Annotated in this window: 23 protein-coding genes; 5 read left to right on the forward strand and 18 right to left on the reverse strand. The window is 70.4% G+C overall.

Annotated elements, in window-relative coordinates:
- Positions 1–265: 265 nt before the first annotated feature.
- The 11 genes from lepB (OHN19_RS12085) to proS all read right to left on the reverse strand — a co-directional run bounded on the left by lepB (OHN19_RS12085) (position 266) and on the right by proS (position 9,213).
- Positions 266–1,042: a signal peptidase I gene (lepB, locus tag OHN19_RS12085; RefSeq protein ID WP_330264206.1), complete on the reverse strand. Its 777-nt coding sequence runs from the start codon at positions 1,040–1,042 to the stop codon at positions 266–268.
- Positions 1,043–1,366: 324 nt separating this feature from the next.
- The gene (gene lepB, locus OHN19_RS12090) at positions 1,367–2,350 is read right to left on the reverse strand and encodes a signal peptidase I (RefSeq protein ID WP_330264207.1); all 984 of its coding nucleotides are present in this window, start codon (positions 2,348–2,350) and stop codon (positions 1,367–1,369) included.
- Entirely contained in the window at positions 2,238–3,332 is a 1,095-nt protein-coding gene (gene lepB, locus OHN19_RS12095) for a signal peptidase I (RefSeq protein WP_330264208.1), read from the reverse strand. Before lepB (OHN19_RS12095) ends, lepB (OHN19_RS12090) begins: the two co-directional genes overlap by 113 nt.
- Positions 3,325–4,020: a signal peptidase I gene (gene lepB / locus OHN19_RS12100; RefSeq protein ID WP_330264209.1), complete on the reverse strand. Its 696-nt coding sequence runs from the start codon at positions 4,018–4,020 to the stop codon at positions 3,325–3,327. Before lepB (OHN19_RS12100) ends, lepB (OHN19_RS12095) begins: the two co-directional genes overlap by 8 nt.
- Before the next feature lie 45 nt (positions 4,021–4,065).
- Positions 4,066–4,416 (reverse strand): 50S ribosomal protein L19, encoded by a 351-nt coding sequence (rplS, locus tag OHN19_RS12105; protein ID WP_123763339.1) that lies wholly within the window; start codon positions 4,414–4,416, stop codon positions 4,066–4,068.
- A gap of 133 nt (positions 4,417–4,549) precedes the next feature.
- Complete coding sequence (gene trmD / locus OHN19_RS12110) at positions 4,550–5,383, reverse strand: tRNA (guanosine(37)-N1)-methyltransferase TrmD (protein WP_330264210.1); 834 nt, start codon at positions 5,381–5,383, stop codon at positions 4,550–4,552.
- A 3-nt stretch (positions 5,384–5,386) separates the two neighbouring features.
- Positions 5,387–5,929 carry a ribosome maturation factor RimM gene (rimM, locus tag OHN19_RS12115; protein WP_330264211.1) on the reverse strand — a complete coding sequence of 181 codons (543 nt, stop codon included), beginning with the start codon at positions 5,927–5,929 and terminating at the stop codon, positions 5,387–5,389.
- A gap of 91 nt (positions 5,930–6,020) precedes the next feature.
- Positions 6,021–6,260: an RNA-binding protein gene (locus tag OHN19_RS12120; protein WP_003973401.1), complete on the reverse strand. Its 240-nt coding sequence runs from the start codon at positions 6,258–6,260 to the stop codon at positions 6,021–6,023.
- Positions 6,261–6,262: 2 nt separating this feature from the next.
- Entirely contained in the window at positions 6,263–6,682 is a 420-nt protein-coding gene (gene rpsP, locus OHN19_RS12125; protein ID WP_123763336.1) for a 30S ribosomal protein S16, read from the reverse strand.
- 251 nt (positions 6,683–6,933) lie between these two features.
- Positions 6,934–7,536, reverse strand: a complete 603-nt coding sequence (locus tag OHN19_RS12130; protein ID WP_030611678.1) for a hypothetical protein — start codon at positions 7,534–7,536, stop codon at positions 6,934–6,936.
- Between the two features lie 261 nt (positions 7,537–7,797).
- Entirely contained in the window at positions 7,798–9,213 is a 1,416-nt protein-coding gene (gene proS, locus OHN19_RS12135; protein ID WP_330264212.1) for a proline--tRNA ligase, read from the reverse strand.
- 198 nt (positions 9,214–9,411) lie between these two features.
- Between proS and OHN19_RS12140 the strand changes: the two genes are divergently transcribed.
- The gene (locus OHN19_RS12140; RefSeq protein WP_330264213.1) at positions 9,412–10,269 is read left to right on the forward strand and encodes an SAM-dependent methyltransferase; all 858 of its coding nucleotides are present in this window, start codon (positions 9,412–9,414) and stop codon (positions 10,267–10,269) included.
- 90 nt (positions 10,270–10,359) lie between these two features.
- Here the strand turns inward: OHN19_RS12140 and ffh are convergent, their stop codons facing one another.
- From ffh to OHN19_RS12165, 5 genes are all read right to left on the reverse strand, one after another.
- On the reverse strand, positions 10,360–11,913 hold the full coding sequence (gene ffh, locus OHN19_RS12145) for a signal recognition particle protein (RefSeq protein ID WP_330264214.1): 1,554 nt from the start codon (positions 11,911–11,913) through the stop codon (positions 10,360–10,362).
- A gap of 84 nt (positions 11,914–11,997) precedes the next feature.
- Positions 11,998–14,451, reverse strand: a complete 2,454-nt coding sequence (locus tag OHN19_RS12150; RefSeq protein WP_330264215.1) for a [protein-PII] uridylyltransferase — start codon at positions 14,449–14,451, stop codon at positions 11,998–12,000.
- A 26-nt stretch (positions 14,452–14,477) separates the two neighbouring features.
- A complete protein-coding gene (locus tag OHN19_RS12155; RefSeq protein WP_055725071.1) occupies positions 14,478–14,816 on the reverse strand; it encodes a P-II family nitrogen regulator in 339 nt (112 codons plus the stop codon).
- Entirely contained in the window at positions 14,813–16,144 is a 1,332-nt protein-coding gene (locus OHN19_RS12160; protein WP_330264216.1) for an ammonium transporter, read from the reverse strand. The genes OHN19_RS12155 and OHN19_RS12160 overlap by 4 nt, the downstream gene beginning before the upstream one ends.
- Before the next feature lie 324 nt (positions 16,145–16,468).
- Positions 16,469–17,974, reverse strand: a complete 1,506-nt coding sequence (locus OHN19_RS12165; protein WP_330264217.1) for a hypothetical protein — start codon at positions 17,972–17,974, stop codon at positions 16,469–16,471.
- Positions 17,975–18,408: 434 nt separating this feature from the next.
- Here OHN19_RS12165 and OHN19_RS12170 point away from each other — a divergent pair, with 434 nt between their 5' ends.
- A complete protein-coding gene (locus OHN19_RS12170) occupies positions 18,409–19,065 on the forward strand; it encodes a bifunctional DNA primase/polymerase (RefSeq protein WP_330264218.1) in 657 nt (218 codons plus the stop codon).
- 67 nt (positions 19,066–19,132) lie between these two features.
- Here OHN19_RS12170 and ftsY read toward each other — a convergent pair whose 3' ends face one another.
- On the reverse strand, positions 19,133–20,329 hold the full coding sequence (gene ftsY / locus OHN19_RS12175; protein ID WP_330264219.1) for a signal recognition particle-docking protein FtsY: 1,197 nt from the start codon (positions 20,327–20,329) through the stop codon (positions 19,133–19,135).
- Positions 20,330–20,434: 105 nt separating this feature from the next.
- Between ftsY and OHN19_RS12180 the strand changes: the two genes are divergently transcribed.
- From OHN19_RS12180 to OHN19_RS12190, 3 genes are read left to right on the forward strand one after another with little or no spacing between them, the layout of a single operon-like run.
- Positions 20,435–21,850 carry a cytosine permease gene (locus tag OHN19_RS12180; RefSeq protein ID WP_330264220.1) on the forward strand — a complete coding sequence of 472 codons (1,416 nt, stop codon included), beginning with the start codon at positions 20,435–20,437 and terminating at the stop codon, positions 21,848–21,850.
- Positions 21,851–21,903: 53 nt separating this feature from the next.
- Complete coding sequence (locus tag OHN19_RS12185) at positions 21,904–22,875, forward strand: LLM class flavin-dependent oxidoreductase (protein ID WP_330264221.1); 972 nt, start codon at positions 21,904–21,906, stop codon at positions 22,873–22,875.
- Between the two features lie 52 nt (positions 22,876–22,927).
- Complete coding sequence (locus tag OHN19_RS12190; protein WP_330264222.1) at positions 22,928–23,305, forward strand: hypothetical protein; 378 nt, start codon at positions 22,928–22,930, stop codon at positions 23,303–23,305.
- Between the two features lie 118 nt (positions 23,306–23,423).
- Here OHN19_RS12190 and OHN19_RS12195 read toward each other — a convergent pair whose 3' ends face one another.
- On the reverse strand, positions 23,424–24,842 hold the full coding sequence (locus tag OHN19_RS12195; protein WP_330264223.1) for a sugar porter family MFS transporter: 1,419 nt from the start codon (positions 24,840–24,842) through the stop codon (positions 23,424–23,426).
- Positions 24,843–25,001 lie beyond the last annotated feature (159 nt).

The raw sequence follows: 25,001 nt of genomic DNA on the forward strand, positions 1-25,001 counted from the left end.
CGCCGATGAGCCGCCCGAGCCCGAGGGCGCGGACCCGGCCGGCGCCTCCCCCGAAGATCCCTCCGCAGCCCCATCGGAACACCCGACCGAGAACCCACCCGACCCCGCCGACAAAGCCCCGCCCGAAGCCCCCACAGCCCCACCCGAGGCAGCCACAGCATCACCCAAACCCGCCACCGCCCCACCCGAGCCCCCGGCCGACACCCCACCCGCGGCCCCATCCGAGGCAAAACCCGAGGAAAACCCCGACCCCCCGCCCACCACCTCAGCGGGCACCAGCAGGCTCCGTCCGAACTCCCCGGCGCCCGCCGAACCACTTGGCCACCGGCCCGTACGCCCCGCCCCCCAGAACCAGCACGGCGCCGACGACGATCAGGACGAGGATCGTGTTCAGCGGCCCCTGCTCGGAGATCGCGCCGAGCTTCCCGAAGCCGGTCGGACGCTCCAGCATGCCCTTCCAGGGCCAGACGACGGCGTCCACCCGGGCCTCCACGGCGCTGCGCGCCACCGTGCCCTGGGCCGCGTCGGTGAGGTGGGCGGTGGAGTCCAGGGAGCCCTGACGCTCGTCGCCGAGGAGGAACAGCCGGCCCTCGGGCACCTTCACGGTCGGGATGGTCTTGTCCTCGGCCACACCGCCCTTGAGGTAGGGCTCGTCGATCTCCTTGCCGTTGACCGTCAGCTTGCCGTTCGTGCAGCAGGCGACCGTGTCCCCGCCGACCGCGACGACGCGCTTGACCACGAGGGCGCCGGTCACCCACTCCTTGTCGGTGAAGACGACGACGTCACCCCGGCGGATCTCGTCCGCGTCGACGCGCTGTCCGAGCACCCGGTCACCGGCGGCGATGGTGGGCGACATGGAGCTGGTGGGCACGGTGAACGGCCGGTAGAGCAGCGCTCCCCAGGCGAAACCACCCAGGAACAGCACGATGCCCAGCGCGACGGCCAGGCCGGACAGTCGCTGTCCGGTCCGGCTGCCCGCCGGGCGTGTGCCGGTGCCGCCGCCGCTCCGCGGGGCCGTACGTGTTGCGCTCTCGCCACCCATGGGTCCGCACCCTACCCGGCGGTACTGACGGGGTCAGTCCTTCCCGGCCGCCAGGGGGCGCAAGCTCCGCAAAGCTTTCACCAGGTCATGCCATACCTGAGGCAGCAGACCGCGATCAGCCACTCCGGCCGATTCACCAAGGGAGCCCTCGCACTCCGAGCCGATTCACCTAGGTAGCTTCCGCACCCCAAGCCGATTCACCTAGGTAGCTTCCGCACCCCGAGCCGATTCACCTAGGTAGCTTCCGCACCCCAAGCCGATTCACCAAGGAAGCTTCCGCACCCCGAGCCGATCCGCCGAGAGAGCCGCCTCACCCCAGGGCGATCAGCGCCCCCGCTCCACCGACGGCTTCCTGCGCCGCCACAGTGCCACCGGCACCACGCCCACGAGCGCGACCCCCTGCGGCGCGAACGTCAGCGCGGCGGACGCGGACGCCTGGTCGTTGATGCCGGCCTGGCTGAAGGTGTCCGGCTTCGGCAGCGTGCCCCAGCGGTTGATCGGCCAGGCCTTGACGATGGCTCGGCCCACGACGTCGTCGACCGGGACCATGCCGTGGTGCGCGTCCGACTGGTTGTAGCGGGAGTCCCGGGAGTTCTGCCGGTGGTCGCCCATCACCCAGATGTAGCCCTTGGGGACCTTCACGGTGAACTGGCCGCCCTGGTCGTCCTGACTGCACGGGGTGTTGCCGGGGTAGACGTACGATGCCTCGTCCAGCGCCTTGCCGTTGACCTTCAGCGGGCCGGTGCCGGAGCAGGAGACCGTGTCGCCGCCGACGCCGATGACGCGCTTGATGAGGTCCTTCTCCTCCGCGGACGGCATGAGGCCGATCCAGGAGAGGAACGTCTGTACGGCGTTGGGGTCCGCCGTCGGCTCGCCCGCCAGCCAGTTGTCGGGGTCGTGGAAGACGACGACCTCGCCGCGCTCGGGCTTGGAGCCGAACCACGGGGTGAGCTTGTCGACCAGAACACGGTCGCCCTGCTGGAGGGTGTTCTGCATCGAGTCGGACGGGATCGAGAAGGCCTGCACCAGGAACGTCTTGATCAACAGCGCGAGGACCAGCGCGATACCGATCAGGATGGGCAGCTCCTTCCAGAAGGAGCGCGGCTTCTTCGCCTTGGGCGCGGATCCGCCCGTCCCGCCGCCACCGGTCCCGGGAGGCTCGTCCACCGGCGGGCCCTCGCCGCCCGCGGCCGGGTCATTCCCGAAGGTTACGGCGCCCTCCGCGGCCGGGTCGGCTGCTTCCACGGGGCGTCCGCGGTGCTCCTCGCCGTCGTGCCCGGATCGTGCGCCAACCGCCACATCCCCCACGCCAACTCCTTACTCTGTGCCGCCGCCTGCGCCACGTACGGCGCAGGCCCACCACTCCCATAACGAGCGGGAGTTCCGCAGGGCTCGGGAGTTGGATCGCTTCGTTCGAAGCGTCGGGAGCAACCCTAAGCGACGCCTGCGAGGCTGAGGTCGCCCCGACCGCCGAGTCGGCAACGGAAGAGTAAGTTTTCGGTTCGTCCAGCATGGTCCAGTGTCCGAAAGGCCATGCGATGACCCTGGCCCGTCCCACCACCGAGTCCAGGGACACCGTGCCGCCGTAGTCGGTGTCCTGGTGCGAGCGGGAGTCCGCGGAGTTGGCGCGGTGGTCGCCCATCACCCACAACCGCCCCTGGGGGACGGTGATGTCGAACGGCTGGGCGGACGGGGCGTTTCCGGGATACAGGTAGTCGGTCTCGCTCAGGGGGACGCCGTTGACCGTCACCCGCCCCTCGGCGTCGCAGCACTTGACGCGGTCCCCGCCGACGCCGACGACCCGCTTGATGAGGTCCTTCTCGTTCTCGGACGGCAACAGGCCGATGAAGGTGAGCCCTTCCTTGACCTGCTTGACGACGACGGGATCGTCCTTCTTCGTGGTGGTCTGCTCGTCCTGGAGCCAGCCGCCGGGGTCCTTGAAGACGACGACGTCCCCGCGCTTCGGCTCGGAGCCGAACCACGGGGTGAACTTGTCGACCAGGACCCGGTCGCCGATCCGGATCGTCTGCTCCATCGACCCGGACGGGATCACGAACGCCTGGACGAGGAAGGTCTTCAGGACCAGGGCTATGAGGACGGCCACACCGACGAGGAGCGGTATCTCCTTGACCGCTCCGCGCCTTCTGCGCCGCTTGACCTTGCGCTGCAGCTGGCGGCGCTCCGCACGCGAGCGGCCGCCGCCGGGACTGGTGGAGCGCCGGACGCCGGTGGGCAGGAGGTTCTCTGCGGCGGTGCTCGACACCCCGCGCGGTTTGCCGCGGTTACCCATGCGCACCCTCCACGGCGGGCACGCGCGCGTAGGCGCCGGAACGGTGCAGTCGGACCGCGTGCGCGGCCGGCCAGACGATCCAGTCGGCCCGTCCGAGGACGTCGTCGACCGGGATCATGCCGCCGCCCGGGGAGCCCAGATGGTCCCGGGAGTCGCTGGAGACACTGCGATGGTCACCGAGCACGAACAGCGTGCCGTCGGGCACCTCGACGTCGAAGGGCACCGAGGACGGAGCGTCGCCCGGGTACAGGAAGCCCGACTCGTCGACCGACCGGCCGTTCACCTCGATCCTCCCCTTCTTGTCGCAGCAGACCACATGGTCTCCCCCCACACCGACAACGCGCTTGATGTAGTCCCCGTCCCCGAAATACCCGGTTCCGTCGAACACCACCACATCGCCGCGCCGCGGCTCGGCACCGAAACGGTACGCCAACCTATTTACGAGAACGCGGTCCCCGACCCTCAATCCGTTTTCCATGGATCCGCTAGGAATCTGGAAAGGTCTGACCACGAACGTACTGATCAGCAAAAGAAAGACCAGGCAGAGCAGCAGGGACAGCGAGATCCGGCCGCCGGGCAGCCACTCGGTGATCCTCGACACCAACGCGAAACGCGACCGTCCCTCCGCGGTCCCTGGTGCGGGACGGGAGGAGCGGTCGCGCTCCGTCGGCTGTGCTTCGGTGTCCATCGGGGCCAGATGCTATCCGGCCCCGCTGTGACCTCCGAAAAGCGCTCAGTTCTCGCGCTTCTCCTTGATCTTCGCGGCCTTGCCGCGCAGCTCACGCAGGTAGTACAGCTTGGCGCGACGCACGTCACCGCGGGTGACGAGCTCGATCTTCTCGACGATCGGGGTGTGCACCGGGAAGGTGCGCTCGACGCCGACGGAGAACGAGACCTTGCGGACCGTGAAGGTCTCGCGGACACCGGCGCCCTGGCGACGGATGACGACGCCCTTGAACTGCTGCACACGGGAGCGGTTGCCCTCGATGACGCGCACGTGGACGTTGACCGTGTCACCCGGGCGGAAGGCCGGGATGTCGCTGCGCAGCGACGCGGCGTCGACGGAGTCGAGCAGGTGAGACATTTCGTCTGCTTTCTTCGCCCATGCCACAGGTCATAGGCGGTAGCTAGGTGATTCTGAGGATGCTGTCCGTGCCGGGGCGGGCGTCGTGTCCCCCTGTGGCAGGGGCGCACGCCGGACGACGCACAACAGCGAGCTATTCTTCCATGCCTTGTGGCCTGCGCCAAAATCGGCCGTACGGCTCCCCCTCCGGGTCCGGTGCCCAGCCCAGGATGGAGAGCATCTCGCGGTCCTTCTTGTCGAAGGCCTTGGGGTCGCAGCGCTCGATGAGGTCGGGCCGGTGGGCCGTCGTACGCCTGAGGGCCTCGTTGCGGCGCCAGCGGGCGATCTTGCCGTGATGGCCGCTGAGCAGCACGTCCGGGATGCCGCGGCCGCGCCACTCGGGCGGCTTGGTGTAGACGGGCCCCTCCAGGAGGTTGGCCATGGCACCGGGCGCGAAGGAGTCGTCCCGGTGCGACTCGGCGTTGCCGAGGACGCCCGGAAGCAGTCGCGCGACGGCCTCTGTAACCACCAGTACAGCCGCTTCGCCGCCGGCGAGGACGTAGTCGCCGATGGACACCTCGTAGACCGGCATCCTGGTGGCGTACTCGTCGATCACCCGGCGGTCGATGCCCTCGTAGCGCGCGGGCGTGAAGATCAGCCAGGGGCGCTCGGAGAGTTCGACCGCGAGTTCCTGGGTGAAGGGGCGGCCGCTCGGGGTGGGGACGACGAGGGCGGGTGCGTGGGAGCCCGTCTCGTAGCCGTCCGCCAGCGCGGAGTCCAGCGCGTCCCCCCAGGGCCCGGTCTTCATGACCATGCCCGGTCCGCCGCCGTACGGGGTGTCGTCGACGGTGTTGTGGCGGTCGTAGGTCCACTCCCGCAGGTCGTGGACGTGCACGTTCAGCTGCCCACGCGCGCGTGCCTTGCCGACCAGCGAGACGTTCAGGGGTTCGAGGTACTCGGGGAAGATCGTGACGACGTCGAGGCGCATCTTCTACGACTCTTCCCGCGACGAGGCGATCTCCGCCTGGTCGTCGATCAGCCCGGGAGGTGGCGTGATGACCGCCTTCTGCTCCTCCAGGTCGATCTCGGTGACGATCTCCTGGACGAACGGGATCATCACCTCGCTGCCGTCGGGCCGCTCCACGATGAAGAGGTCCTGGGAGGGCAGGTGCGAGATCTCGGTGATGCGGCCGACCTCGACGCCGTCCGCGGTGACCACGTCCAGGTCCATCAGCTGGTGGTCGTAGTACTCGTCCTCCTCCTCGGGCAGCTCCTCCGGATCGACCTCGGCGATCAGGAGGGTGTTGCGGAGGGCTTCGGCGGCGGTGCGGTCCTTCACGCCCTCGAAGCGCAGGAGGAGACGGCCGCTGTGGACACGGCCGGTCTCGATGGTGAGGGGGCCCGCCGAGGCGGGGTCCGTGAGCAGGACGGCACCCGGCGAGAGCCTCAGCTCCGGCTCGTCCGTGCGGACCTCGACGGTGACCTCGCCCTTGATGCCGTGAGCACGGCCGATGCGAGCGACTACCAGCTGCACTGTGCTTGATCTCCTGGACGACAGATAGGTACGACTACGGGCCGGGGACGGCCCGACGGCCCTCCCCGGCCCGAGCCGGTGCTGCGTTGCGTCAGCGGACGTGGTCCACGTCGACGAGGTCGACGCGGACACCGCGGCCGCCGATGGCGCCCACGACGGTACGCAGGGCGCGTGCGGTGCGGCCGTTGCGGCCGATCACCTTGCCGAGGTCGTCGGGGTGGACCCGGACCTCCAGCACGCGTCCGCGGCGCAGGTTGCGCGAGGCGACCTGCACATCGTCAGGGTTGTCGACGATGCCCTTCACGAGGTGCTCGAGAGCCTCCTCGAGCATGCTCAGGCCTCGGTCGACTCGGACTCGGCGGCAGCCTCGTCCTTCTTCTCAGCCTTCTTCTTCTGGGTGATGGCCTCACCCTTGCCCTCGTCGTCGCCACCGAGGGCCTCGAACGAGGGACGCGCGGCCTTCTCGGCCGGCTGGAGCAGCGGAGCCGGGGCGGGCAGGCCCTTGAACTTCTGCCAGTCGCCGGTCAGCTTGAGGATGGCGAGAACCGGCTCGGTCGGCTGCGCGCCGACACCCAGCCAGTACTGCGCACGCTCGGTGTCGACCTCGATGCGCGAGGGGTTCTGCACCGGGTGGTACAGACCGATCTCCTCGATCGCACGGCCGTCACGACGGGTGCGGGAGTCGGCGACGACGATGCGGTAGTGAGGCGAACGGATCTTGCCCAGACGCTTCAGCTTGATCTTGACTGCCACGGGAGTGGGTTCTCCTGGTTTTGACGTGGTTGGGCACGGCGAGATTGCCGCGTGGGGTTGCGGTACCCGAGTGCCCGATGGACGCGTCAGCCGGAGGCGAGAGGGTTCCTGTGCGGCTGTCGAGTACAGCTAGCCATTGTGCCACACCCCGCGGCCCCCTTCGGACCGAGGTCGCGCGCGAGCACGCCTGAGGGGCACCCGGCACTCCGGGTGCCCCCGGGCCGACCGCGGCTGCCACGAGCAGCCGCGATTCAGCTCGCTGCCGCGCCCACGACCTCGGGGATCCGGAACGGCTTGCCGCACCCCCCGCAGACGATCGGCGCCTGGGCCAGGACGGAGGGGACGACCCGCACGTTGCGGCCGCAGTCGCAGACGGCCTTGACCCGGACCCCGCCCCCGGAGGAGCCGTGCCGGGCCGCCGGTCCCCGGAAGGAGCGGGCGGTGTCGGCGGAGGTCGCCGCCGTGTGGGCCTTGAGGGCGCGCTGGAGCCGCTCGATGGTCGGGCGGTACCGGCGCTTCGCCTCGGGGGTGAGCGTGACCAGCGAGAAGCCGCTGCTGGGATGCGGCTCCTCGGGGTGGTCCAGGCCCATCTCCTCGGCGATCGCGAGGAATCTCCGGTTGTGGTAGCGGCCGGCGCGGGAGGTGTCGCGAATGCCTCGCGCGGCGGCGATGCCGTGGACTGCCTCGTGAAGCAGTCGCTCGAAGGAGAGCTCGTGACCGCAGGCGGACGACGACTCCCCGATCAGTGACTCTGGCGCGGCAAGGTCGGGCAGCTCGGGGTGGTACCGCTGAATGTCGGCCCACGCCTCTGCCAGCTCTGCGGCGAGAACAGGTGGTGTCTGTGTCGTGCTCACGTAATGACAACGAGCCAGAGTGCCGCTGTGTTCCTATTCCGGGGCATCCCAAATAATTTGCACGTACCCGTCAGTTGCCGCTGATGCGTGGAGACGAGGGCGGGTGCGCTGATCTGCGGAGAAGCCTCACAGCTCATACCAAGCCGGTACGTAGTGTGAAGTACGCCCCGGCGCGTAGATCGTGTCCACGCGCCGGTGCGGTTGTGATCCGCGGGTGCGCAAGGGGCGTTTCGGTCGCTCTCGCACCGGAAGGGCGCTACCTCAGTAAGCGCGCGCGACGACCGCGACGTTACCGGGCGCGTCGTCGGCGCCCGGCACCGACCCGTCCTCGGCGACCAGACACCGTACGGTCACCGCGTGCTCGGCCAGCCTGGCCTCGCCTTCTTCGCCGAGGACGGCCCACGGGATCCGCGCCCAGCCGCCGGCGACAGCGGCCTCGACGGCCTCGTCGAAGGTCGACACCTCGGTCGTACGGGACTCGCGGCGCTCCCGGGACTGGGCCAGCAGCAGCGCCTGGTCCTCCTCCAGGAACCCGGGGAGCAGTGCCGTCAGGGACTCCAGCGACACGGCCTCCTTGCCGCCCGGGATCCGTCGCGCCACCATCGCGGTGCCGTTCTCCAGGTCACGGGGGCCGACCTCGACGCGGACCGGCACGCCCTTGAGCTCCCAGTCGACGGCGCGGCGGCCGAAGGGGGTGTCGGTGCGGTCGTCGACGTGGACGCGCAGGCCCGCCGCCCGCAGCCGGTCGCCGATCTCGCGGACCTTGGCCAGAACCGGTTCGTCCCCCTTGATGGCGAGCACGACGACCTGGGTCTGCGCGAGCCGGGGCGGGACACGCAGGCCGTGGTCGTCGCCGTGCATCATCACCAGGGCGCCGATCATGCGGGTGGTGGAGCCCCAGGAGGTCTGCCAGACGAGTTCCTGGGTGCCCTCCTTCGACAGGTACGTGGTGTTGAAGGCCTTGGCGAAGTTCTGGCCCAGCTCATGGCTGGTGGCCATCTGGAGGGCCTTGCCGTCGCCCATCATCCCTTCGAGGGTGAGGGTGTTGATGGCGCCGGCGAAGCGCTCCTTGACGGTCTTGCGGCCGGGGACGACGTCCATGGCGAGGACGTTGGTCATGAAGTCCTCGTAGACCCGCCGGTGGATGTGCGAGGCGAACGCGCGCGCGTCCTCCTGGGTGGCGTGCGCGGTGTGGCCCTCCTGCCACAGGAACTCCGTCGTCCGCAGGAAGAGGCGGGGCCGCAGTTCCCAACGCACCACGTTGGCCCACTGGTTGATCAGCAGGGGAAGGTCGCGATAGCTCTGCACCCACTTCGAGAAGTAGTCGTTGATGATCATCTCGGAGGTGGGGCGGACGACCGCGGGCTCCTCCAGCTCCTTGCCGCCGCCGTGGGTGACGACCGCGAGTTCGGGCGCGAAGCCCTCGACGTGGTCGGCCTCGCGGGTGAGGTACGACTGGGGGATCAGCAGCGGGAAGTACGCGTTCTGGGTGCCCGTCTCCTTGATGCGGGCGTCCATCTCGGCCTGCATCCGCTCCCACAGCCCGTACCCGTACGGTCGGATGACCATGGTGCCGCGCACCGGACCGTTGTCGGCCAGTTCGGCCTTGGTGATCAGATCCTGGTACCAGCGCGGAAAGTCGTCCGCCCGGGGTGTGAGAACAGGTGCCTTTGCCATGGCGCGATGTTACGGGCCCACGTTGCCGCCATGTGAATTCTTTTCCCCGGCACCACCGCCCCGGCAAGCGGGGCCCCTTGCCCTCTGGACGCGCGGACGAGTGCGGAGTTATCTGGCATACGGGGGGAGCGCGAGCGCACGTCACGGGGGCTACGTGATCAAGCACAGAGGCAATCTCGGCGATTGGGGCGCTTATCCATGACACCTACGCTCGTGCGGCAGCACCCGCCTTCGACGGGAGCCACCTCCCGTGCGGACCTCGGTGCACGCGCGCGTGACTGGTCCGAGATCCAGGAGCGGATGCTGGTTCCGCTGTACGAGGCCGTCTACGAGCGACTGGAAGTGGGCCCCGCGACGCGGCTGTTGGGCCTCGGCTGCGGCAGCGGACTCGCCCTGCTGATGGCCGCCTCCAGAGGCGCCGTGGTCACCGGTGTCGAGCCCGCCTCCCCCGAGCGGCTGGCCCTCGCGCGCGAGCGGCTGCTGCCGGAGACGCCGGGCACGCGCGCGCGGTCCCGCACCCGGCTCGCCGAGGGGACGCCCGAGGACGCCGCCGACGCCGGGGCTCCGTCGTACACCGTGGTGACCGCCTTCGAGCCGATCGGCTGCCTCGCGGGCGACTCGGAGGGGCTCGCGGACCTGCTCGCCGCGGCGACACCGCTCGCCGCGCGGGGGACGCCCGTGGTGCTGGTCGGCTGGGGTCCGCCGGAGCGGTGTGCCACGTCGTCCGTGCTGCGGGTGGCCACCAGGCTGGCGGATCCGCTGCGCGGCGCGGGCAGTTGGCGCCCGGCCCTGCGCGACGACCTGGAGGAGGTCGCCCAGCGGGCAGGGCTCAGGCCCGACGGCTCGGGCCGGGTGGCCTGCCCCTTCGGGTACGCCGACCTCGACAGCGCACTCAAGGGCCTGCTGTCGACCGGGCTGTTCGACGCGGCCATCGAGAAGACCGACCAGGCCCAGGTGGACAAGGAGGTGACGGAGGCACTCCATCCGCATCAACGCCGGGACGGCACGGTGTGGATGCCGAACGTCTTCCGCTACCTGATCGCACGCACGCCTTAGCCGTCGGTCTCCCCGCCGGGGCATGGACCCGTACGGCGCCGGGGGCGCCCCCCGTCAAGGGGCACCCCCGGCGCCGTACGCGATGATCCGTCAGCCCATGAACTTCTTGAACTCGTCCGGCAGCTCGAAGTCCTGCGGTGCCTGCTGGCCCGGGACGCCGAAGGCGCTGCCGCCCTGGGCGCCCGCGGCCTTGCGGGCCGCTTCCTCCGCCTCCTGCTGCTTGCGCTTCATCGGGTTCCCGGAGCGCTGCTTGCCCTTGGCCTTCTTCGGCTGCTTCTTGGCGCGGCCGGGACCGCCACCCATGCCCGGGATCCCCGGCATGCCCGGCATCCCGCCGCCCTGGGCCATGCGCGACATCATCTTGCGGGCCTCGAAGAACCGCTCGACGAGGTTCTTGACCGCGCTGACCTCGACACCGGAGCCCTTGGCGATACGGGCGCGGCGCGAGCCGTTGATGATGGTCGGTTCCTGGCGCTCGGCCGGGGTCATCGACTTGATGATCGCGGCCGTGCGGTCGACGTCCCGCTCGTCCAGGTTGTTGATCTGGTCCTTGATCTGGCCCATGCCCGGGAGCATGCCGAGCAGCTTGGAGATGCTGCCCATCTTGCGGACCTGCTCCATCTGGGCCAGGAAGTCGTCCAGGGTGAAGTCCTGGCCCTTCTTGGACGCCAGCTTGGAGGCCATCTTCTCGGCCTCTTCCTGACTGAACGTCTTCTCCGCCTGCTCGATCAGGGTGAGCAGGTCACCCATGTCGAGGATGCGGGAGGCCATCCGGTCGGGGTGGAAGGCGTCGAAGTCCTCCAGCTTCTCGCCGTTGGAGGCGAACATGATCGGCTTGCCGGTGATCTGCCGGATCGACAGGGCCGCGCCACCGCGGGCGTCACCGTCGAGCTTGGAGAGCACCACGCCGTCGAAGCCGACGCCGTCGCGGAAGGCCTCGGCGGTGTTGACCGCGTCCTGACCGATCATCGCGTCGACGACGAACAGGATCTCGTCCGGGGAGACGGCGTCGCGGATGTCCGCGGCCTGCTGCATCAGCTCGGCGTCGATACCGAGACGGCCGGCGGTGTCCACGATCACGATGTCGTGGACCTTCGCCTTGGCGTGCTCGATGGAGTCCTTGGCGACCTTGACCGGGTCACCGACGCCATTGCCCGGCTCGGGGGCGTAGACCGCGACACCGGCGCGCTCGGCGACGACGCTGAGCTGGTTGACGGCGTTGGGGCGCTGGAGGTCGGCGGCGACGAGCAGCGGCGAGTGGCCCTGCTCCTTCAGCCAGTGGCCCAGCTTGCCCGCGAGGGTGGTCTTACCGGCACCCTGGAGACCCGCCAGCATGATCACGGTGGGCGGGTTCTTGGCGAACCGCAGGCGCCGGGTCTCGCCGCCGAGGATCGTGACGAGTTCCTCGTTGACGATCTTCAGGACCTGCTGGGCGGGGTTCAGCGCCCGGGAGACGTCGGCGCCGAGGGCACGCTCCTTGACGTTCTTGATGAACGTCCGGACGACGGGCAGGGCCACGTCCGCCTCGAGGAGCGCGATCCGGATCTCGCGCGCGGTGGCGTCGATGTCCGCCTCGGAGAGCCGTCCCTTGCCGCGCAGGTTCTTGAAAGTCGCTGAGAGGCGATCGGAAAGAGTATCGAACACGGCGCTCGCGGTCCTCGGGGTCGGTGGCAGCTGGGAATCGCCCTCCAGGGTATCCCGGCGACACGGCTCGCCGGGATCCCCCGGTCAGCCCCGCAGGGTCTCCTCCAGCTTCCGGGCCACGGAGGCCGCCTCGCCGGCCGCGAGCGGCACGCCCTTGGCGTCGGTCACGTAGAAGGCGTCCACCGCGTTGGCGCCCAGCGTCGACACGTGCGCGCTGCGCATCCGCACCCCGGCGTCCTCCAGCGCCCGCCCGATCCGGAACAGCAGTCCGGGGGCGTCCTGGGCACGGACCTCGATGACCGTGGCGTGCCGGGAGGCCGCCGAGGCGACCGCCACGCGCGCGGGGGGCGCCACGACACCCCGGCGCCGCGGATACGCGGCGTCCCGCTCGGCGAGCCGCCCGGCGATGTCCAGCGAGCCGTCCAGGGCCCGGACGAGATCGGCGCGCAGCCGGGCCGCCTGTGGCAGCGAGCCGTACTGGGCGGCGACCCGCCAGTTCAGCAGGAGCACCGAGCCCTCGACGCCGTCGGGCAGGTCCAGGGTGCTGAGTTCGGCGGTGCGGACGGTCAGGCGGTGCACTGCCAGCACTCCGGCGACCGCGGGCAGCACGCCCGGCTGGTCCGGTACGGCGATCACGAGCTCCACACCGAGCGGTTCGGGGTCCCCGGCCGGCTGCTCCTCCGAGTGGACCGGCGGTTCGGTCTGGGCGCGCAGCGACAGCACCGGCCCGCCGGTCGCGACGGCCTCGATGGCGAGCCGCTCCTGCTCGGCGGTGGGCGCGGCGGCCTCGGGCTCCTCGGGGGCGTCCCCGGCGAGCACCGCGGCCACCCGCTTGACCAGGTCGGCGACGAGCGAGCCCCGCCAGGACGACCAGGCGGCCGGTCCGGTGGCCAGCGCGTCCGCCTCGGTCAGGGCGTGCAGCAGCTCCAGCGTGCCCTGCGACCCGACCGCCTCGGCGACGGACCGCACGGTGGCCGGGTCCTCCAGGTCGCGCCGGGTGGCGGTGTCCACGAGCAGCAGGTGGTGCCGTACGAGGGTCGCGAGTACGGCGACGTCGTCGCGGTCGAAGCCGATGCGCGCGGCGACGTCCTTGGCGATGATCTCGCCGGCCACCGAATGGTCGCCGGGCCAGCCCTTGCCGATGTCGTGCAGCAGCGCGGCGACCAGCAGCAGGTCGGGGCGGTGGACGCGGCGGGTGAACTCGGAGGCGCGCACGGCCGTCTCGATGAGGTGCCGGTCGACGGTCCAGATGTGCACGGCGTTGCGCTGGGGGCGGCAGCGCACCCGCTCCCAGTCGGGCAGCATGCGGGTGATCAGGCCCTCGGCCTCCAACGCCTCCCAGACCTCGATGGTGGACTGTCCCGAGCCGAGCAGGGTCACGAGCTGCTCGCGCGCCTCGGCGGGCCATGGGGTGGGCAGGGGGCGGACACCCGCCGCCATGCGCCGTACGGCGTGCAGGGAGAGCGGGAGTCCGGCCTGGGCGGCGGCGGCCGCGGCCCGCAGCGGGAGCACGGCGTCGCGGTCGGGGCGCGCGGCCCGGGCGAGCACGACTTCGCCGTCCTGCTCCACCACGCCTTCCGCGAGCGGAGAGCGCTCGGCGACCGGTTTGCCGCCCCCGAGCATGGCCCGCAGGCGCGGTCGTACGGCACGCGACCTGAGCACGCGTCCCACCTCGCGCCAGGTGACGTCACTGGCGTAGGAGATGACCCGTGCGGCCTCGTAGACCTGGCGCAGGAGGGTGTCGGCGTCCAGGAGACCGAGTTCGGCGGCGACCTGGTCCTGCTCCTGGAGCGCGAGCCGGTCGGTCGCGCGGCCGGTCGTCAGGTGCAGGGCGTCCCGGACGTCGAGCAGCCGGCGCCGGGCGTCGTCGAGGCCCTCGCGCGGGGCGTCGGCCAGCCAGGAGGCGGCGACGGCGCGCAGGGCGGTCGCGTCCCGGAGGCCGCCGCGGGCCTCTTTGAGGTCGGGTTCGAGCAGGTACTGCAGTTCGCCCTGGCGCTCGGCGCGCTCGGCGCACAGCTCCTGGAGTTCGGGGAGGCGCTTGGGCGCCTGGTTGCGCCAGTCGGCGAGGACGGCCGTCCGCAATCCAGCCGTCAGACCCAGGTCGCCGGCGATGTGGCGGGCGTCCAGGAGGCCGAGCTGGACCTTGAGGTCCTCCGCGGCCGTCTTGCGGGCCTCGGCGGGGGTGCGCACGGAGTGGTCGAGGGCGAGGCCCAGGTCCCACACCGGGTACCAGATGCGGTCGGCGAGGGTGGCGACCGCGCCCGGGTCGCTGCCGTCGTGCAGCAGGACCAGGTCCAGGTCGCTGCGGGGCGACAGTTCGCCGCGGCCGTAGCCGCCGACAGCGATCAGGGAGACCCCGCGCGGCTGCTCGGAGCCCGCGGCGAAAAGTCCCGAGAGCCAGTCGTCGGTCAGTTCGGCGAGGGCGGAACGGCGCGGCGGCCCGGACCGCGCCCCCTCCTGGAGGAGGCGCAGCCGGGCCGCCGCATAGCCGCTGGGTCCCGAGTCCTCTACGTCCTTGTGCACGTCCGTGCTCGTCACCCAGCAGCTCCTGTTCTGTTCTTCGGTCAGAGCGCGTCCGGGCCGCGCTCGCCCGTCCGGACCCGTACGGCCGTGTCGACCGGCAGGGACCAGACCTTGCCGTCACCGATCTTGCCGGTGCGGGCCGCCTTGACGATGACGTCGATCAGCTGCTCGGCGTCGTCGTCCTCGGCGAGGACCTCGATGCGGATCTTCGGGACCAGGTCGACGGTGTACTCGGCACCGCGGTAGACCTCGGTGTGGCCCCGCTGACGACCGTAGCCGCTCGCCTCGGTGACCGTCAGGCCGTGGACCCCGAAGGCCTGGAGGGCTTCCTTGATCTCGTCGAGCCGGTGGGGCTTGACGACGGCGGTGATGAGCTTCATGCGTCCACCTTCTTGCCCGCGTCGGCGGCCGGGGCCGTGACGGAGGTCCGGGCGGCGCCGCCACCGGCACCGCTGAAGTCGTATGCGGTCTCGGCGTGCTCGGCCTGGTCGATGCCCGAGACCTCCTCGTCCTCACTGACCCGCATGCCGATCGTCTTGTCGAGCAGGAAGGCGAGGATCGCGGAGGCGATCAGGGAGTAGGCGAGGACCGCGAAGACACCGGCGCACTGCTTCCAGAACTGGTCCAGGCCGCCGCCGTAGAAGAGGCCCTCGACGTCGGACTGGCCCTTGCCGCTGGCGAAGAAGCCGATCAGCAGGGAGCCGATGACACCGCCGACCATGTGGACGCCGACGACGTCCAGCGAGTCGTCGTAGCCGAACTTGTACTTCAGGCCGACCGCCATGGCGCACAGGACACCGGCGATGACGCCGACGCAGATCGCGCCGATCGGGGTGACCGCACCACCGGAGGGGGTGATGGCGACCAGACCCGCGACCGCGCCGGAGGCGGCGCCCAGCGTGGTGAACGCGCCGTGGCGGATCTTCTCGTAGAGGAGCCAGCCGAGCATGGCGGCCGCGGTGGCGATCTGGGTGTTGACGAACATCAGCGAGCCGACGCCGTCGTCGTTGCCCAGCCACGAGCCGGCGTTGAAGCCGAACCAGCCGAACCACAGCAGGCCCGCGCCGAGCATGACCAGCGGGAGGCTGTGCGGGCGCATCGGGTCCTTCTTGAAGCCGACGCGCTTGCCGATGACCAGGATCACACCGAGTGCCGCGGCACCCGCGTTGATGTGGACCGCGGTACCACCGGCGAAGTCGATCACACCGAGCTCGAAGGCCCAGCCGCCGGTGCCCCAGACCCAGTGCGCGACCGGGAAGTAGACGACCGTCGCCCACAGCAGGACGAACAGCGACCAGGCGGAGAACTTCACGCGGTCGGCGAGCGCACCGCTTATCAGGGCGGGGGTGATGATGGCGAACATCATCTGGAAGACCGCGAAGGCGAGGACCGGGATCGTGTACCCGGACCAGATGTCGCCCTTGTCGATGCCGGTCCAGCCGAAGAAGTCGTTCTCCCAGCCGATGAGCGAGCCGTGGTCCGTACCGAACGCCATGGAGAAGCCGTAGACCACCCACAGGATGGTGACGATCCCCATGCTGATGAAGCTCATCATCAGCATGTTGAGGGTGCTCTTGACGCGGACCATGCCTCCGTAGAAGAAGGCGAGGCCCGGGGTCATGATCAGCACCAGGGCAGAACAGATCAGCATGAAGCCTGTGTTGGCCACGGACAGCTTGTCCGCGGCGAGCGTGATGGCTGGTGCCATCGGCGTCTCCTCGTCGTAGGTACGGCCCCGTGCGGGCGAAGCCAGAGCGGATTGAGGGGTGGGCCGGTTATGCGCCATGAGATTGACGCAGCGCGGTTTCGGTGGAAGCCCCTCGTTGTTTCGCCGCCGTGACGAAGACGCCTGGTGTGTTACGCGTCGATGAACTGGCAGATTCCGGCCACGTCGATCGTTATCGTGGCGCAACCTTCGTAGAAGGAAAAAAACCGGCCACGGTCGGCCTTCCGATGACCTGGCATGGGGGAGCCGAGTCGGGCAGTTCGGGAGGGCCGGCCGCGGCCGGGGTTCCGGGGATCCGCGGGGTTCTCAGACGGCTTCCGCGGTCTCGGGGAGTTCGACGGCGAGCTTCTCCGTGAGGTCCACGACCTCGGCGAGATCACCGAAATCGCGTACGGCCGTGTCGACCGTCTTTCGAATACGAGTGTTGACGCGCTCGGAGCGGACCTTCTTGGCGATGTGCATGGCCTGTTCCACCAGTACGGTGCTCTGCTCGGGCTCGCGGCGCAGCAGGTGCACGGTGGCCATGCCGACGAGGTTGAGTGCGTACGACCGCTGGTGCTCGAGGTCGTCTGAGAAGAGCTCCACGGCCCGCTGCATGAGGGGCTCGGCCAGCGAGGCGTAGGTCGGGCTGCGGCCGGCGACGTAGGCGAGGTCGCGGTAGGAGTGGGAGTTCTCGCCGTACAGCTCGGCCTCGGAGAAGAAGCGGATCCAGTCGGGGTCCGGCTCGTCCCAGTCGTCGGCGTCGGCGAAGGTGTCCTCGGCCATCCGGACCGCCCGCTTGCACTTGCCGGGCTGGCCCATGTTGGCGTAGGCGCGGGCCTCCATCGCATACAGCATCGACTGGGTGCGCGGGCTCGCGCAGTCCCGGCTGCCGTACTGCGCGAGGTGGATCAGCTCCAGGGCGTCCTCGGGCCGCCCGAGGTGAATCATCTGGCGGCTCATGCTGGACAGGACGTAGGAGCCGAGCGGTTTGTCACCGGCCTCCTTGGCCGCGTGCAGGGCGAGGACGAAGTACTTCTGGGCGGTGGGCTGGAGCCCGACGTCGTACGACATCCAGCCGGCCAGCTCGGCCAGCTCGGCGGCGACCTTGAACAGCTTGCGGGTGGTCGCCTCGGGCTGGGGCTCCTGGAGGAGGTCGGTCACCTCGTGCAGCTGGCCGACGACGGCCTTGCGGCGCAGTCCCCCGCCGCACTGGGCGTCCCACTGCCGGAACATCACGGTCGTGGACTCGAGGAGGTCGAGCTCGGGGCGGGAGAGCCGGCCGGCCCGGCGGGCGGAGGCCGGGTCGGGTTCGCGGTGCGGGGTGCCGGCGGCGCCCGGGACGAGCCAGCGCTGCATGGGCTCGATGAGGGACGGGCCCGCGGACAGGGCCAGCGAGGTCCCGAGGAAGCCGCGCCGCGCCAGCATGAGGTCGCTGCGCGAGAACTCGCTGAGCAGGGCCACGGTCTGCGGGCCCGTCCAGGGCAGGTCGACCCCGGTGGCGGACGGTGACTGGCGGGCGGCGCGCAGTCCGAGGTCCTCGACGGAGACGACGCATCCGAACCGCTCGGAGAACAGCTCGGACAGGATCCTGGGGATGGGTTCGCGGGGGTTCTCGCCGTCCAGCCAGCGGCGCACCCGCGAGGTGTCGGTGGAGATGTGGTTGGCGCCCAACTGGCGGGCCCTGCGGTTGACCTGGCGGGCGAGCTCGCCCTTCGACCAGCCGCTGCGCACGAACCAGGAGGTGAGCAGCTCGTTGGGGCGCTTGTCGGCCGAGGAGGAGTTCTGCGCGGCGCTCCCGGTGCCCGTCCCGCTTCCGCTGTTGCCGCCCACTGGAACGCCCCCATCCCTGAGTCCACTTGTCGCCGAGTGCGCCAAGCGTTATCAGAATGCCGGTAAATACGGCCGTTCGTCCGGCGGTTGTCAGCCTTCGAACGGGGAACCGACTTGCCTCCGGCATACCCACAAGTGCATGTGCCCCCAGGACTCGTGCACTCAAAGTAATCCTACGATCACCCGTCCAGCCATGGCGATCCCGGAAACGCCACCATTCGCCACCCCTTCGAATGAACTCACGCTCGCCTCCACACGATTCACTTGACATAGACCGTGCGGGGGTGGGCGGAGCGGTGCACGCAGGGGCGCGTATGACCCGGCGCACCACCCGGGGCACTTCCGGGCGCCGCCATCGCCCGGAAGAGGAAACGGAGAGTGACTGGCCGCGTCCGTCTCGTAACCACCGGCGCGGTGAACCCGTTGGAGGGGGCATGGGCTTCACGATCGGCGGCATTCGGGAGATTCGTTCCGGTACGCGCAGGCGCGGCCGCTCCTCGGAGTGCACCGCCGTCGCCGAGTTCACCGGACTCTGGGGCTGGGACGTCGTCCCGGGCGCGCGGGCCGCGGCCGGTGCCTGCTCCTGCGGACGCCCGGACTGCCGCCAACCAGGCGCCCACCCGCTCGACTTCGCGCCCCAGGTCCCGGCCGGCGCCACGCTCGACGACGTGTCCAAGGCATGGGCCGAGTTCCCCGGCGCCTCCGTGATGCTGCCGGTCGGGCGCGCCTTCGACGTCATCGAGGTCGCCGAGCCCGCCGGCCGCCGCGCCCTGGTCCGCCTGGAGCGCATGGGCCTGCCTCTGGGCCCGGTGACGGCGACCCCCGACGGCCGCGCCCAGTTCTTCGTCGCCCCCGGCGCCGCGGCCGACCTGACCGAGCTCCTCTACCGCATGGGCTGGGACGACGCGACCTCCCTGGACCTGCGCGGCCTGGGCCCCGGCACGTACCTCACGGCTCCCCCGTCGGACCGCGGCGGCCTGGGCCCGGCCCAGTGGCTGCGGCCACCGTCCCTGGACACGGCGACGAAGCCACCGGCGGCCCGCCTGCTGCTCGGCACCCTGGCCTACGTGGCGCACCGATCGCGCGCATAGCCGTCCACAGCGAAGGGCCCACCCCATCTGCACCATGGGGTGGGCCCTTCTTCGCCTGCAGAGGCTGTCACTCGCCGATCAGCGCGTCCACGAACGCCTCCGGCTCGAACGGCGCCAGATCGTCCGCGCCCTCGCCCAGCCCGATCAGCTTGACCGGCACACCCAGTTCACGCTGGACCGCGACCACGATGCCGCCCTTGGCGGTGCCGTCCAGCTTGGTCAGGACGATGCCGGTGATGTCGACGACCTCGGCGAAGACCCGGGCCTGCACCAGGCCGTTCTGTCCGGTGGTGGCGTCGAGGACCAGCAGGACCTCGTCGAGCGGCGCGTGCTTCTCCACGACCCGCTTGACCTTGCCGAGCTCGTCCATGAGCCCGGTCTTGGTGTGCAGACGGCCCGCGGTGTCGATGAGGACCACGTCGACCCCCATCTCCTTGCCCTCCTTCACCGCGTCGAAGGCCACGGAGGCGGGGTCGCCGCCCTCGGGCCCGCGCACGGTGTGGGCACCCACCCGCTCGCCCCAGGTCTGGAGCTGGTCGGCGGCGGCGGCACGGAAGGTGTCGGCGGCACCGAGGACGACGGTCCGCCCGTCGGCCACGAGCACGCGCGCGAGCTTGCCGGTGGTGGTGGTCTTGCCGGTGCCGTTGACCCCCACGACCATCACGATGCCGGGCTTGCGGTCGTCCGGCTCGGTGCGGACCGTGCGGTCGACCTCGGTGCCGACCAGCTTGAGCAGCTCCTCGCGGAGCAGTCCGCGCAGTTCGTCGGGGGTGCGGGTGCCGAGCACCTTGACCCGCTCGCGCAGCCCGTCGACCAGCTCCTGGGTGGGGGCCACGCCGACGTCGGCGGTGAGGAGGGTGTCCTCGATCTCCTCCCAGGTGTCGTCGTCGAGGTGCTCACGCGACAGGAGCGTGAGCAGCCCCTTGCCGAGCGCGTTCTGCGAGCGGGAGAGCCGGGCCCGCAGCCGGACCAGGCGGCCCGCGGTGGGTTCCGGGATCTCGATCCCGGCCGCCGCCGGGAGCTCTTCGGTGACGGGCGGCGCGGAGCCGTCCGGGAGATCCACCTCCTCAATGGTCCGGCGCGCTTCGTCGCGCGGCGTCTCGGCCTCGTCGCCGACGTGCGGCTCGGCCGGAGGGGCGGTGATGTCGGGCGCGGCGGGGGGCGGCGGGGGCAGCGGCTTCTTGCGCCGGCTGCCGACGACGAGCCCGCCGAGCACACCGAGCACGACCACGGCGATGACTACAGCAAGGATGACGGTTTCCATAACCCGTCCAGTATCCATCCCTGTCTCCCGGGGGAGGGGCAGCGGCCGCACCGGGGACACCGACCGATCTGCGCCCCATTTCGCCCGCATATAGGGTGATTCATCATGAGTGCCCTCGAAACGCACGGCCTGGAACCGGTTCCCGACCACGAGCGCACCGCGAGGACCCGCGAGCTCTTCCCCACCTGGGTCGCCGCCAACATGAGCGTCCTCCTCCTGACCGTGGGCGCGAGCCTGGCCGTGGCGTACGGCCTCAACTTCTGGCAGGCCCTGACCGTCGGCGTCACCGCGCCGGTGGTGTCGTACGGCCTGGTCGGGCTGATCGGTGTCGCGGGCAGGCGCGGGGGCGCACCCGGGATGGCCCTGTCCCGCGCGGTCTTCGGTCAGCGCGGGAACCTGCTGCCCGGGGCGCTGATCTGGGTCGCCCGCTGGGGCTGGGAGACGATCAACGCGGTGACGGGCGCGTACGCCCTGCTCACCGTCCTGGACATCCTCTTCGGTGTGCGCGGCGGTACCGCGCTGATCGTCGTGACGCTGCTGCTCTTCGTGGCCGCGAGCTTCGCGATCTCGGGCCTGGGCATCCGGGCCGTGCGCAGGTGCACGACCTGGGCGACCTGGCTGTTCGGGGCCTTCTCGGTCCTGGTGCTGGCCCGTCTGGTCGTCGAGACGGACTGGAGCCGGGTCTTCGGACGGGGCGCGGGACCGGCGTCGGCGATGATCACGGGCATCGGGCTGGTCGCCGCGGGCGGGATCAGCTGGGTGCCCACCTCCCCCGACTTCACCCGCTATCTGCCGGGCACGGCGTCGGCGGCGGCGATCGTACGCAACACGGTGTGCGGTGCCGGGGTCGTCGTGCTGCCGATGGTGCTCATGGGCACGGTCATGGCGTCGGCGACCCCGGACCTGGCCGCCGCCCGGGACCCGGTCTCCTTCCTCGGTGAGCTCCTCCCGCTCTGGCTCGCCGTCCCCTATCTCCTGACCGCCCTGGTCGGCACGCTGCTGATCAACTCGATGTCGATGTACTCCGCGGGCTTCACCGCGCAGACCCTCGGGTTCCGGGTCCCGCGCCCCTGGGCGGTCTCGCTCAACGCGCTGATCTCCCTGCTCCTCGGCGGCGTCCTCATGCTGGCCGCGCGGAGCTTCATGGGCACCTTCGTCGCCTTCCTCTCCCTGCTCGCGGTGGCCTTCTCCGCCTGGGCCGGCGTCTTCGGCGCGGACATGCTCCGCCGCAAGGAGTACGACGGCGAGGCCCTGCTCGACACGACCCGCACCGGCGCCTACTGGTACCGGCACGGCTTCTGCCCGGCCGCGGTCACCGCATGGGCGGCCGGCCTCGGCGTCGGCCTGCTCTTCACCACCTGCGACTGGTTCACCGGCCCGCTCGCCTCGAACAACCCGGTCGGCGCGTACGGCCTCGGCTGGACGGCGACGATCGTGACCTCGGGGCTGCTGTACGCGGTGCTGCCGAAGCCCGCGGTCGCCGAACCCGTGTCCGACCGACCCACGGCCATGGCCATCTGACGTACCGTCAGCTACCGTCCCCCGCACCAACCGCCCGGTGAAGGGGGACCCCCATGCCCGTCACGGTCGTCCGTTTCAACCTCGTCGAGCCCGGCGCCACGCCCGCCTCCCTCAGCGCCCGCTACCGGGCCGCCCTGGACATGGCCGCGTACGCCGACGAGCACGGGATCACCACCGTGCAGACCGAGGAGCACCACGGCGTCGACAACAACTGGCTGCCCTCGCCGTTCGCCTTCGCGGGCGCGGTGTTCGGGGCGACGAAGAGGATCGCGGTCACCGTCTCGGCCGTCATCGGCCCGCTCCACGACCCGCTGCGCCTCGCCGAGGAGATCGCCGTACTGGACCTGCTGAGCGGCGGCCGGCTGGTCACGGTGGCCGGCATCGGGTACCGCCCCGAGGAGTACGCCCTGTTCGACGTGGAGTGGCGGCGCCGGGGCCGGATCCAGGACGAGCTCCTGGAGACCCTGCTCAAGGCCTGGACCGGCGAGGAGTTCGAGTACCGCGGTCGTACGGTACGGGTCACCCCGCGCCCCCTGACGGACCCGCACCCCCTCCTCCTGGTCGGCGGTTCCTCCAAGGCCGCGGCCCGGCGAGCCGCCCGCCTCGGCCTGCCCTTCTTCCCCAGCGCGCATCTGCCGGAGCTGGAGGCGTACTACAAGGAGCGGCTCGTCGAATACGGCACCGAGGGCTGGACCATGATGCCGACCGCGGAGACACCCCTGCTGCACATCGCGGAGGACCCGGACCGCACCTGGGCGACCTACGGCGACCACTTCCTCCACGAGGCCCGGACGTACGCCTCCTGGCAGTCCGGCGACATCCGCTCGGCGGTCCGGTCGGCGGCCACCTCGGTGGACGAACTGCGCGAGGAGGGCGTGTACCGCATCCTCACCCCCGAGCAGTGCGTGGAGCAGGACCTCGACAACCTGGTCCTGCATCCGCTGGCGGGCGGGATGCCGGTGGCGGAGGGCTGGCGGAGCCTGCGGCTGTTCGCGGAGCGGGTGCTTCCGGCACTGGGCGACTGAGCCGGGCGATATCAATTGGTCGCCGTGGACCTGTCGATGGTCCACTGAGCCCATGAGTTTGCTGGTGGAGGTGTTCGTCCGCGACCCGGACGGCGAGCGGCGGATCCTCGACGTGCCCGCCGACGTGTACCAGTCCGGCGGTTTCGAGTCGTGGCGTACGACGGTGTGGGGCTCGGAGTTCGTGCGCTCGCTCGGCGCCCGCTTCCTGCCCGTGCTGGCCAAGGAGGACCTCTACGTCGAGGCCGAGGACGTCCCCGAGTTCCGGCGTGAGGTGGAGCTGCTGCGCTCCCGTCTCGACGAGGTCGCCGAGGGCACGCAGCGGCCGCGGACCCTCGATGAGCACCGGGACAACATCGACACGCGGCTGCGGATCATCGAGGACAGCATCCGCAAGGCCGAGGAGATCGGCGGTGGCGTCCTCATCTGGTGACCCCCGTACGACGCCGCCGCCCCCGGTCCAGGCGGTTGCCGGACCGGGGGCGGCGGACGGTTCGGGGAGAGGTGCAGCGGGGTGTTGGCTCCTCCCCCCCGGGCTCGTGGGCGGGCCGTCAGCCCATCTCCTCCAGCTTCTTGCCCTTCGTCTCCTTGACGTACTTGAGGACGAACGGGATGGAGAGGGCGGCGAAGACCGTGTAGATCACGTAGGTCGCGGAGAGGTTCCAGTCGGCCAGCGACGGGAAGCTCGCGGTGATGGCCCAGTTGGCGATCCACTGCGCGGAGGCGGCGACGCCCAGCGCGGCGGCACGGATCCGGTTCGGGAACATCTCGCCGAGGAAGACCCAGACGACCACACCCCAGGACAGGGCGAAGAAGAGCACGAACACGTGGGCGGCGATCAGCGCGGTCCAGCCCTGCGCGGCCGGCAGCTTGCCGTCGACGAGGTCGAAGGAGAACGCCCAGGCCTCCAGTGCCAGACCGATCACCATGCCGACGGAGCCGATCAGGGCGAGCGGCCGGCGGCCGACGCGGTCCACGAAGATCATCGCGATCACGGTGCCGACGATGTTGATGATCGACGTCGTGAACGAGTAGAAGAACGAGTCCGTCGGGTCGACGCCGACCGACTGCCACAGCGTCGAGGAGTAGTAGAACGCGACGTTGATGCCGACGAACTGCTGGAAGACCGACAGCCCGATGCCGACCCAGACGATCGGCTTGAAGAAGAAGGAGCCGCCGAGCAGGTCCTTGAAGGTCGACTTGTGCTCGCTCTTCATCGCGTGCTCGATCTCGGCGACGCGGGCGTTCAGGTCGATCTTGTCGCCCTCGACCTCGGCGAGGATCTCGCGGGCGCGCTCGTGCTTGCCGACGGAGATCAGGAAGCGCGGGGACTCGGGGATGGCGAAGGAGAGCAGACCGTAGAGGACGGCCGGGATCACCATGACGCCGAGCATGACCTGCCAGGCCTCGAGACCCATCAGCTTGCCGCGCTGGTCGCCGCCGGCGGCGTTCAGCAGGCCCCAGTTGACCAGCTGCGAGATGGCGATGCCGATGACGATCGCGGCCTGCTGAAAGGAACCGAGACGGCCGCGGTAGGCCGGCGGGGCGACCTCGGCGATGTAGGCGGGGCCGATGACGGACGCCATGCCGATGGCGAAGCCGCCGACGATCCGCCAGAACGCCAGGTCGTACAGCGCGAAGGGCAGCGCCGAGCCGACGGCGCTGACCGTGAAGAGGACGGCCGAGATCTGCATGCAGCGGATCCGGCCGATGCGGTCCGCGATCCGTCCCGCGGTCGCCGCGCCGATGGCACAGCCGATCAGGGCGATGGCGATGACCTGCGCCAGGGCCGCGGAACCGATGTCGTAGCGGTCCCGGATGGCCTCGACGGCACCGTTGATCACGGAGCTGTCGTAGCCGAAGAGGAAACCGCCCATCGCGGCCGCCGCCGCGATGAAGATGACGTGCCCGAGATGATCGGGATGAGCCGTCCGGGCTCCTGGTTCGGATGCCTGTGCTGTGCTGGTCACGTTTACTCCTCGGGCCACCGGCAACGCTGTCGGTGTGGTCAGCCCCCAGATAGGTGGTACCTGAAGGTAAATCCAAACGTTGCTGACCTTATGCCTTCAAGTCTCAAATTCAAACGCAGGGAAATGTGAGAACTTAGACAGGCGCCCGTCACATGCGTT

The sequence above is a fragment of the Streptomyces griseorubiginosus genome (genome assembly GCF_036345115.1).
GTDB lineage: Bacteria > Actinomycetota > Actinomycetes > Streptomycetales > Streptomycetaceae > Streptomyces > Streptomyces griseorubiginosus_C.